At 71.8% G+C, this 8,140-nt stretch carries 6 protein-coding genes and 1 tRNA gene; 4 read left to right on the forward strand and 3 right to left on the reverse strand.

What is annotated here, in order from left to right:
* Nucleotides 1–140 precede the first annotated feature (140 nt).
* From der to VFW24_13890, 4 genes are all read left to right on the forward strand, one after another.
* Nucleotides 141–1,451: a ribosome biogenesis GTPase Der gene (der, locus tag VFW24_13875; GenBank protein ID HEX5267852.1), complete on the forward strand. Its 1,311-nt coding sequence runs from the start codon at nucleotides 141–143 to the stop codon at nucleotides 1,449–1,451.
* Between the two features lie 56 nt (nucleotides 1,452–1,507).
* Nucleotides 1,508–2,617 (forward strand): PP2C family protein-serine/threonine phosphatase, encoded by a 1,110-nt coding sequence (locus VFW24_13880; protein ID HEX5267853.1) that lies wholly within the window; start codon nucleotides 1,508–1,510, stop codon nucleotides 2,615–2,617.
* Between the two features lie 8 nt (nucleotides 2,618–2,625).
* A complete protein-coding gene (locus VFW24_13885) occupies nucleotides 2,626–2,835 on the forward strand; it encodes a hypothetical protein (GenBank protein HEX5267854.1) in 210 nt (69 codons plus the stop codon).
* 45 nt (nucleotides 2,836–2,880) lie between these two features.
* Nucleotides 2,881–2,958 (forward strand) — tRNA-Pro (locus tag VFW24_13890).
* 42 nt (nucleotides 2,959–3,000) lie between these two features.
* Here VFW24_13890 and VFW24_13895 read toward each other — a convergent pair.
* The 3 genes from VFW24_13895 to VFW24_13905 form a co-directional block, all read right to left on the reverse strand.
* A complete protein-coding gene (locus tag VFW24_13895) occupies nucleotides 3,001–3,876 on the reverse strand; it encodes a class I SAM-dependent methyltransferase (GenBank protein HEX5267855.1) in 876 nt (291 codons plus the stop codon).
* Nucleotides 3,877–4,181: 305 nt separating this feature from the next.
* Nucleotides 4,182–5,825 carry a hypothetical protein gene (locus VFW24_13900; protein ID HEX5267856.1) on the reverse strand — a complete coding sequence of 548 codons (1,644 nt, stop codon included), beginning with the start codon at nucleotides 5,823–5,825 and terminating at the stop codon, nucleotides 4,182–4,184.
* An 84-nt stretch (nucleotides 5,826–5,909) separates the two neighbouring features.
* The coding region (locus VFW24_13905; GenBank protein HEX5267857.1) for a cell wall-binding repeat-containing protein at nucleotides 5,910–8,140 on the reverse strand (2,231 nt) is incomplete at its 5' end.

An 8,140-nucleotide genomic window follows, 5' to 3' on the forward strand; every position in this document is an offset into this window, starting at 1 on the left:
CCCCCGGGGCGGCGCTTCCTCCTGGGGGACGCGTGCCTGTCCGAGGGCCGGTTCCTCGACGGAATGGGGGTGGACGAGCTTCCCCGTCCCGTACAGGTGGTGGCGTCCGACGGACTGTCGCTGCGCCGCGCTCTAGACGAATGCCTGAGTCCGGCCGCCCGGTAGTCGCCGTCGTCGGGCGACCCAACGTCGGCAAGTCCACCCTCGTCAACCGCATCGTCGGCCGGCGGGAGGCGATCGTCGAGGAACGCCCCGGCGTGACGCGCGACCGCAAGATCGTCGAGGCCGACTGGGGCGGGCGGTCCTTCGACCTGGTCGACACGGGCGGGTGGCTCGAGGGCGGGGGATCGTTGGAGCGCCAGGTCAGCGACCAGGCCGAGCGCGCCATCCGGGCCGCCGATCTGGTGCTGCTGGTCGTGGACGCCGCCGTGGGACTCGCCGACGAGGACCAGCGGGTGGCGGCCCTCCTCCACCGGATGGACCGGCCCGTCCTCGTCGTCGTCAACAAGGTCGACTCCGAGGGTCGCGAGCCGGAGATCTGGGAGTTTGCCGGGCTGGGCCACGGGGATCCCTGGCCGATCAGCGCCCTCCACGGTCGCGGTTCCGGGGACCTCCTCGACGCCATCGTCGAGCGCCTGCCGGCGCCCGAGGACGCGCTGGACGCGCCGGACGACGACGGGACCGACCGCCCGCCGGGGGTGGCCATCGTCGGGAGGCCGAACGTCGGCAAGTCCACGCTCTTCAACCGGCTCATCGGCGACGAGCGCTCCGTCACCCACGACGCGCCCGGCACGACGCGCGACACCATCGACACGATCGTCGAGACCGAAGAAGGACCGGTGCGCTTCGTCGACACCGCCGGGCTGCGGCGCCGGGCCCGGGCGGGGGAGGCCACCGAGTACTACTCGCTGGTCCGGGCCCTGCAGGCCATCGACCGGGCCGACTCCGCCCTGCTCGTGATCGACGCCACCGAGGGGGTGACCCATCAGGACCAGCGGCTGGCCGAGCGCATCGACGCGGCCGGCAGTCCCATCGTCATCGTGCTCAACAAGTGGGAGCAGCTCGACGCCGAGCAGCGCGCCGACGTAACCGGCCAGGTGGGGGACCGGTTGGCCTTCCTCGGCTACGCGCCGGTCCTCAAGGTCAGCGCCCGCACCGGCCTCGGCGTGCACAAGCTGCTGCCCGCCCTCCACCAGGCGATCGGGGAGTACCACCGGCGGATCCCCACGGCCGAGCTCAACCGGGTGGTGCAGTCGGCCCAGGCCGCCCAGCCCGCTCCCGGCGCCCGCATTCTCTACGCCACCCAGGGCGCCACCGATCCGCCCACCTTCACCCTGTTCTCGAACCGGGCCCTGCCGGCGCCCTACCTGCGCTACATCGAGCGCCGCATCCGGGAGCATTTCGGCTTCGGGCCCACGCCGCTCAAGCTGCGGGTGCGCCGAAGGTCATGAAATAGACTGAATGACGGTTTGGCACCGTCCGCTCCCGCCATTAGCGTCAGGGGGCCATGGTTGCCAGAACCGTCCTGGCGGCCGTCACGGCGGGTTGCCTCGTGGCTTCCCTGCTGTGGGGCCGTTCGGCTCGCCGCCTGGCCCGCGCCCTGCACCGCATCGAGCAGGGGGTGGGTGCAGGCACCGACGCCGCCTTTCTGGCCCGGGCCTCCTTCGACAAGGACCTGCACACGGCGCTGCTGTACGGCCTGCTGGGCCTGGGCACCCTCCTGATCCTGGTGATCGGGTCCCGCTCCTACTACCTGCCGTTCCTGGCGGTGTTCATCCCGATCGGGATCTCGTTCCGCTTTGCCGCCCGGTTCCTCGCGTCGGCCCGGCTGGCCGAGGAGCGCTCCGTGCTGGAGCGCCGGGCCGAGGAGATCCTCGAGCAGGACCAGCTGGCCCCGCTGCGCTGGTCGGCCCGGCTGGCCCCCGCCGAGCTCCCCGACATCGAGGGCTTCGAGGTCGGCACGGTGTACGAGCCCGGCACCGGGGCCATGGCGGGGGACTTCTACGACCTGTTCCCCACCGGGGGCGGACGGCTGGCGGCGGTGATCGGGGACGTCTCGGGCCACGGCATCGAGCCGTCCATCACCGCCTTCCAGGTCAAGTACCTGCTGCGGGTCTTCCTGCGCCAGTACCGCGATCCGGCCCAGGCCCTGGAGGAGCTCAACTCCCTGCTCTCCGAGCAGGCCCGGCCCGAGGAGCTGGTGTCGCTGTGCGCCGTGGTCTTCGACGCGTCGGGCGCCACCCTGCGCTACGCCTCGGCCGGCCACCCCCCGGCGCTGCACTGGCAGGGTGACGAGGTCCTGCCCCTCCGGGCCACCGGCCCCCTCCTGACCCTGATGAGCCGCGCCAGCTACTCCAGCCGGGAGGTCGAGCTCCACCCCGGCAACGTCCTGCTCCTGTTCACCGACGGGCTGGCCGAGGTGCGGGCGGGGGACAACATGTTCGGTGAGGACCGGATTGCCGGGATCATCCGGCGCGATCCGGGCCTGGACGTGCAGACCCTGTGCAAGACGCTGCGCGACGCGGCGAGGGAGTTTGCCGACGAGCCGTTCCGGGACGACGTGGCCATCCTGGCGGTGCGTTACACGCCCGCCCCGGCGGGCTCGGGGGGCGCCTGAGCGTCGGCATGCCCTGGTGCGAGGACTGCAGCCGGCGCTGGGAGGACGAGGAGCTGACCGACGAGGGGGCCTGTCCCCAGTGCGGGGCGCCCCTCACCGAGCCGTCCGGCGTGCCCTGGCACTTCAAGTTCCTGGCTCTGGGCACGGCCGTCTACCTGCTGTGGCGGCTGGGCCAGGGCCTGGACTGGCTGGCCCGGTACGCCGGCCGCCACATCTGATCCCGGCCTCCTCCCGGCCCCCGGTGGTCTACGATGACCGGCCCACGGGCTGTGGCGCAGTTTGGTTAGCGCGCTTGACTGGGGGTCAAGAGGTCCGGAGTTCAAATCTCCGCAGCCCGACCACGTTCCGAGTGACCGGCCCGACCGGGAGCTTCCCGCGATGTCTCAGGGGCCGGCCCGGCTGAGCCAGAGACTGCTCGGGCGGGGTTGGCGGGCGTCGGGCCGGTACTCGGCGACGAGGTCGGCACAGTCCATCCACACCCAGTCGGCGAACAGCTCGACCCGCCATTGCGAGTTGAAGGCCAGGAAGGCGTGGAGGAGATAGATCTCGTTGAAGCCCCGGGCCTCCTCGTGCCACTCCGCCGGATACTCGAACGGCCAGAAGACGTCATGGACATGGACGTGGACCCCGGCGGGCAGACGAGGGAGGACGTCGAGCAACAGTCGGATCACGTCGCTTCCGGGCCGCGCCACGTGCGTCGAGTCGATGAACAGGACGTCACCGCTCGACAGCTGGGAGAAGACGTCGGGCGGAACGGACTGCAGCTGCTCGCGAACGAGCCGCAACCGGCTGTCGTCACCTGCGCGCAACAGGGTCGTCAGCCGCTTCGGGTAGGGCTCGATGCATGTGAGCTCGACCTGACCGTCGAGCCAACGTTCGGACACGTCGAGCGCCAGCACCGACGTGAAGCCGGATCCCACCTCGACCACCCGGGCGGGACGAATGTGACGCAGCATCGAGGCGTAGACCACGGCGTCGGAGAGCGGAAAGAGGATGTTGTCGGGGCGGTAGCGCCAGTCGGACCGGGGTTGGCCGGGGATGTCGCGCCACATCGGTGCGAGCTCCCGGGCCAGGCAGCGCTGATCGTCGGCTCTGAGGTCGACACCGGCGGCCTCGGTGGCGTGGGTGCGCTGGATGGCGCGGCGGCGGTCGGCGGCGTTGGAGATCGGGGAGTAGAAGTGGCCGGGCGGTGCCCAGGGGGGATCCCGGAGCACGGCCCATGCGCCGCGGCCGCTGCGGATGAGTCGCTTCAGTGGCATCCCGGCAGGACGCTATCCGGCCGCCTCGGCCGGACCGAAACGGGTGGCGCACCGAAGTGAGCCGCTTGTCACCGTCCGCTTTGTTCCCTCACGGAGGATCGGCGGCCTCGCGTCCCGAATCTCTGAGCGGAACAACCTTCGGGGCCTGATCTCCGGAGGCTGTTCCGCCTCCTGAAGGACACAGGGAGCCGTGCGCCAAGCGGCTCCCTGTGCCCGCGCCGGCGTGCCGGAGAGACCGGGCGCGCCACGGCGAGCGCCCTGTGGGCGGAAGTGGGAGCCGGGTCCTCGGCCCCGACGGCCCGGTCTCAGCCCAGACGGGTCGAGGGGGGATGGCGCCGGGAGTCGGCGAGGCGCACCGCGTTGTAGGCCAGGAGCGCCAGCACGAGGAGGGCCAGGGCGGCGGCGGCGATCAGGCCCACCGTCCGCCCGGTGCCGTGGACGGCGCTCGAGGACGCGCCGCTCGCGGGCGCCCCCGCTGTCCCGGCCACTCCTCCCGCCCCGGCTGCCGCCTGAGTGCCGGTCCGTGCCGTCCCGGAGGACGCCCCCGGGCGCCCGGCGCGGGTCCCGGCGGCGGCTGTGGCGGCGTGGCCCGCTGCACCCGTACGGGTCCCCGCGGCACCCGAAGGGCCCGTCGCAGAGCCCGGTGTGCCGGAGGCGGCCGACCCGCTCGGGCTGGCCGCGGGTGCTGCCGCGTCCAGCTCGGTGTCGTTGGGGCTGTGGGCGGCGTCGCTCAGCACCAGCGGTGTTCCGGCGCTGGCCGGGCGCCACCCGTCGTGGTACCAGTGCTGAATCAGCGTCTCGGCGGTCTTGCCGCGGGGTGTGCGGGTGTCGTCGGTGTTGCCGTTGGACGGGATGTACCACTCCCACCACACCGCCCCTGCCCACCAGGACTGGCCCTCGAAGGTCTCGAGCAGCGCCTGGTAGAGGTCGGACTGCAGCTGCCAGTTGATCGTGCTCTGGTAGTTGAGGAACGGCTGGCGCCCGGCGTAGTCGCTCGACATGTAGCCGACCTCGCCGAAGAGGATCGGCTTCCCCGTCGACCGGGCGAACGACGCCAGGTTGGCGACCCAGTTGCGCCCCTTGTAGGCGGAGGCGTGGCTGTTGGACCAGTCGCCGACCAACGAGGCCAGCGACGGGGACTGACCGTCGTCGAGCGGGAAGTAGGCGGAGACGCCGACGATGTCCACGGCGTCGAGGAAGTGGGCGGAGCCGAGGACGTCCCAGTTCTGCTCGTAGCCGATCTGGCCGCTGAAGTGCTGACGGGCCTCGGAGATGACCTGCTGCCACTGGGCGGTCTGGCTCTCGAGGGAGTCCATCTCCGACCCGGCGAACATCGTCGACACCCCGTTCTGCTGGGCCAGGGTGGCGTAGTGGTCGATGAACAGCCGGTAGGAGTTGAACCAGGCGTTGACGTCGGAGGGCTGGGCCGTTCCCCGCCAACCGCCCTCACACGTGCCGCAGTAGAAGATCGGCACCAGGATCACGCGCATCCCGTTCTGGCGGGCGGCGGCGATCTGCACCTGGAGGGCGGCATCGGGCTCGGTGGGGTTGCAGCCGTGCTGGTCCCCCTGGGAGGCGGGGTTGCTGCAGCGCTCGACCACGTTGGAGTCGACCTTCGGCATCCACCACCACACGAACAGGGCGATCGTGTTGAGCCCGTCGATGTTGTGCAGCCGCTGCACCTCGGCGGTGCTCTGCTGGGGGTCGACGTTGGGGATGGCCATGCCGGCCACCTTGCCGGCGGTCCCGTCGGGGACCGTGGTGACACCCTCGGGCACCACGCCGCCGTGGCCCGGGACCCCCGGACCGGTCGCGCCCGTCGTGGCGCGGGCCGGGACGGTGGCGGCGGAGCTGCTGGCGCCGCCCGGGCTTGCCGCCGCCAGCAGCAGGCTTGCGCCCGCGGCGGCGACGATTACCAACCGTGAGACCCGGTTACGGCGCGTGACCATCCCCCCTTTATTTCGTCCTTTAGTTCGGCGTAACCTTCCCGGGCACCTCCGCCCGGTCGGAGATACCCGGGACAGGCCTGGTGCCTACTGGCCGACCGTGCCCGAAGCGGAGTCGGCCTCGGCTTCGCTCTGGTTGTTGCCCACGATGGGGCCGTTGTTGCTGTTGGCGGAGGAGGGCGTCTCGGCGTTGTAGACCACCGTCACCGTGGCCCCGGGGAGCAACGGGGCCCCCATGGAGAGCGTCACCTGGCTGCTGGTCGGGCCGCTGCCCGTGCACGCCGCACTGCTGAACGACGCCGGTGCGCCGCTTCCGGCGGAGGGGCCCTCGGTCGAGTTCTTGGAGAACTGGCCGGCCGAGGAGTCGACGGTCGCGCAGTCGATGGCCTCGTTGTAGGTGACGGTCACGGTCTGGGCTCCCGCCGATGCCGTTATCCCGACGATCTTCGGAGCCAGGCCGGTGGCCGCGGTATCGCTGGCCGTTAGGGCCTCGCCCGTCTTCTCGCAGGCGGTGGTGCTGTTGGTGGCGCAGACCGTACGGCCGTTCTTCCCGTTCTGGGCCGTGACCGTGATGCTGGTGCCCGCCGTCTGGGTCTTGGCCATGTCCAGGAAGACCTGGGACCCGGCGCCCCACGCCCGGGCGGTGGTGGCGCTGCCGGCGGTGATGACGAACTGCGACCCGTCGGCCTGGACGTCAGCGGTGTTGATGCTCATGTTGTACGTGAGGGTCAGGGTGTTGCCGACCGCCGTCATCGACTGGAGAACCGGAGAGGCTCCCGCCGTCGCCAGCGAGGCCTGGACCGGGCTGCCGGTCCCGGGCTGGCCGAGCTGGGACGGGTTGGCCGGGTTGGCGCTGGCCGGTGCCGGCGCCCCGATGGCGTTAGGGCTGACCGACGAGACCGCGTAGCAGTAGGACGTGGGGTTGGCGGCGGTGGTGTCGTTGTAGCTGAACCCGGAGCCGGACGACCCCGAGGACGACACCGTTCCGAGGGACGCCCACCCACTGGCCGACGCCGGCGGCGTCTGCGGGGACACCCCGGGGGCCACCGTGTACGCCGCCGGGCAGGTCATCGGCAGCGGCGACGCCGGCGTGGTGGCCGCCGCCCGCCACACCTGGTAGCCGGTGATCCCGTCGGCGCCGGCCGCGGTCGGCGCCGACCATTTGACGGTCACCCCGCCGCCCTGGGCGTTGCCGGCGGCGGTGACGCCCGTGGGCGCGGCCGGGGCGATGTCGTCGAGGCAGAAGGTGCTGGTCTTGCCGGGCGCGTAGGTCCCGGTCACCCGGTCACCCTGGCTGAGCCGGCCCTGGAACTCGTTGTAGGTGGCGGCGGCACAGCTGGGGGAGGCCCCCGGCGTGCTCGACGTCGAGTCGACCTGGAAGGTGTCGGCCGGGCTGTAGGCGTAGGCCTGCCCGGACTGGTCGAAGGACGTCCCTCCCACGCCGGTCACGAACTCGGTGGACTTGGGGGCGATGCTGCCCGGCGGGGCCGTGCTCGCCGCGCCGCCCGCCACCGCGACGGCCGTGATCTGGCTGTCGGGTACGGCGCCCGTCCCGCCGAACACCCACGACGTCCCGGTCAGGGTGGACTTGTGCCCGGTGGCGTAGGCCGGGGCCGACCCGACGTCGCCGGGGGAGTTGGTCACGACCGTCGGTACCTGGTTGATCCCGGCGAAGGCCGCTCCCGCCAGGGCGTCGGAGCCGTCGTCACCGCGTGCGAGGGTCATGGCCGTCGGCTTGAGCCACGAGTTGAACACGGCGAAGTCGGCCAGGGTCTTGGAGGTGTTGGAGCGGTCGCTCCCCGACTCCACGGTCACGGCCGACACCCCGCTCGGCGGGGGCGTGTACTCCGAGGCCGGAACGGACGCGGTGCCCCCGACGACGATCAGGTGCTTGATGCCGAGGCTGGTGATCACCTGCTGGGCCTCGGGCTGGAGCGTGGGCCCCTGGGAGTTGGTGAGGATGATCGGGAACTTCTGGGCGTAGGCCAGGCCCCCGGCCGACAAGGCGTCGACGAAGTGGGCGTTGTCCCCGCTCGCCAGGATGGCGGTGGGGTTGCCGGCCGAGTCCTTGCCGACCTGCGACGGCTGGATGGCCGAGTCGATCATCAGCATGGTCTGGTACCGGGTGCCCCCGGCGAAGGGCGTGGTCACCGTGTAGCCCTTGGACTGCAGCTCGCTGACCTGCGACTGGCTGACGGCGCTGCTGCCGCCGAGGACGGCGATGTTCTTCACCTTGCCGGCCGACAGGGCCGCCAGGGTGTTCGGGGGGACAGTCCCGGTGCTGTCGGTCACGAACACGCCCGTGCCGGCCACGCCCT

It is taken from the genome of Acidimicrobiales bacterium (assembly GCA_036273495.1).
Taxonomy (GTDB): Bacteria; Actinomycetota; Acidimicrobiia; order Acidimicrobiales; family JAJPHE01; genus DASSEU01.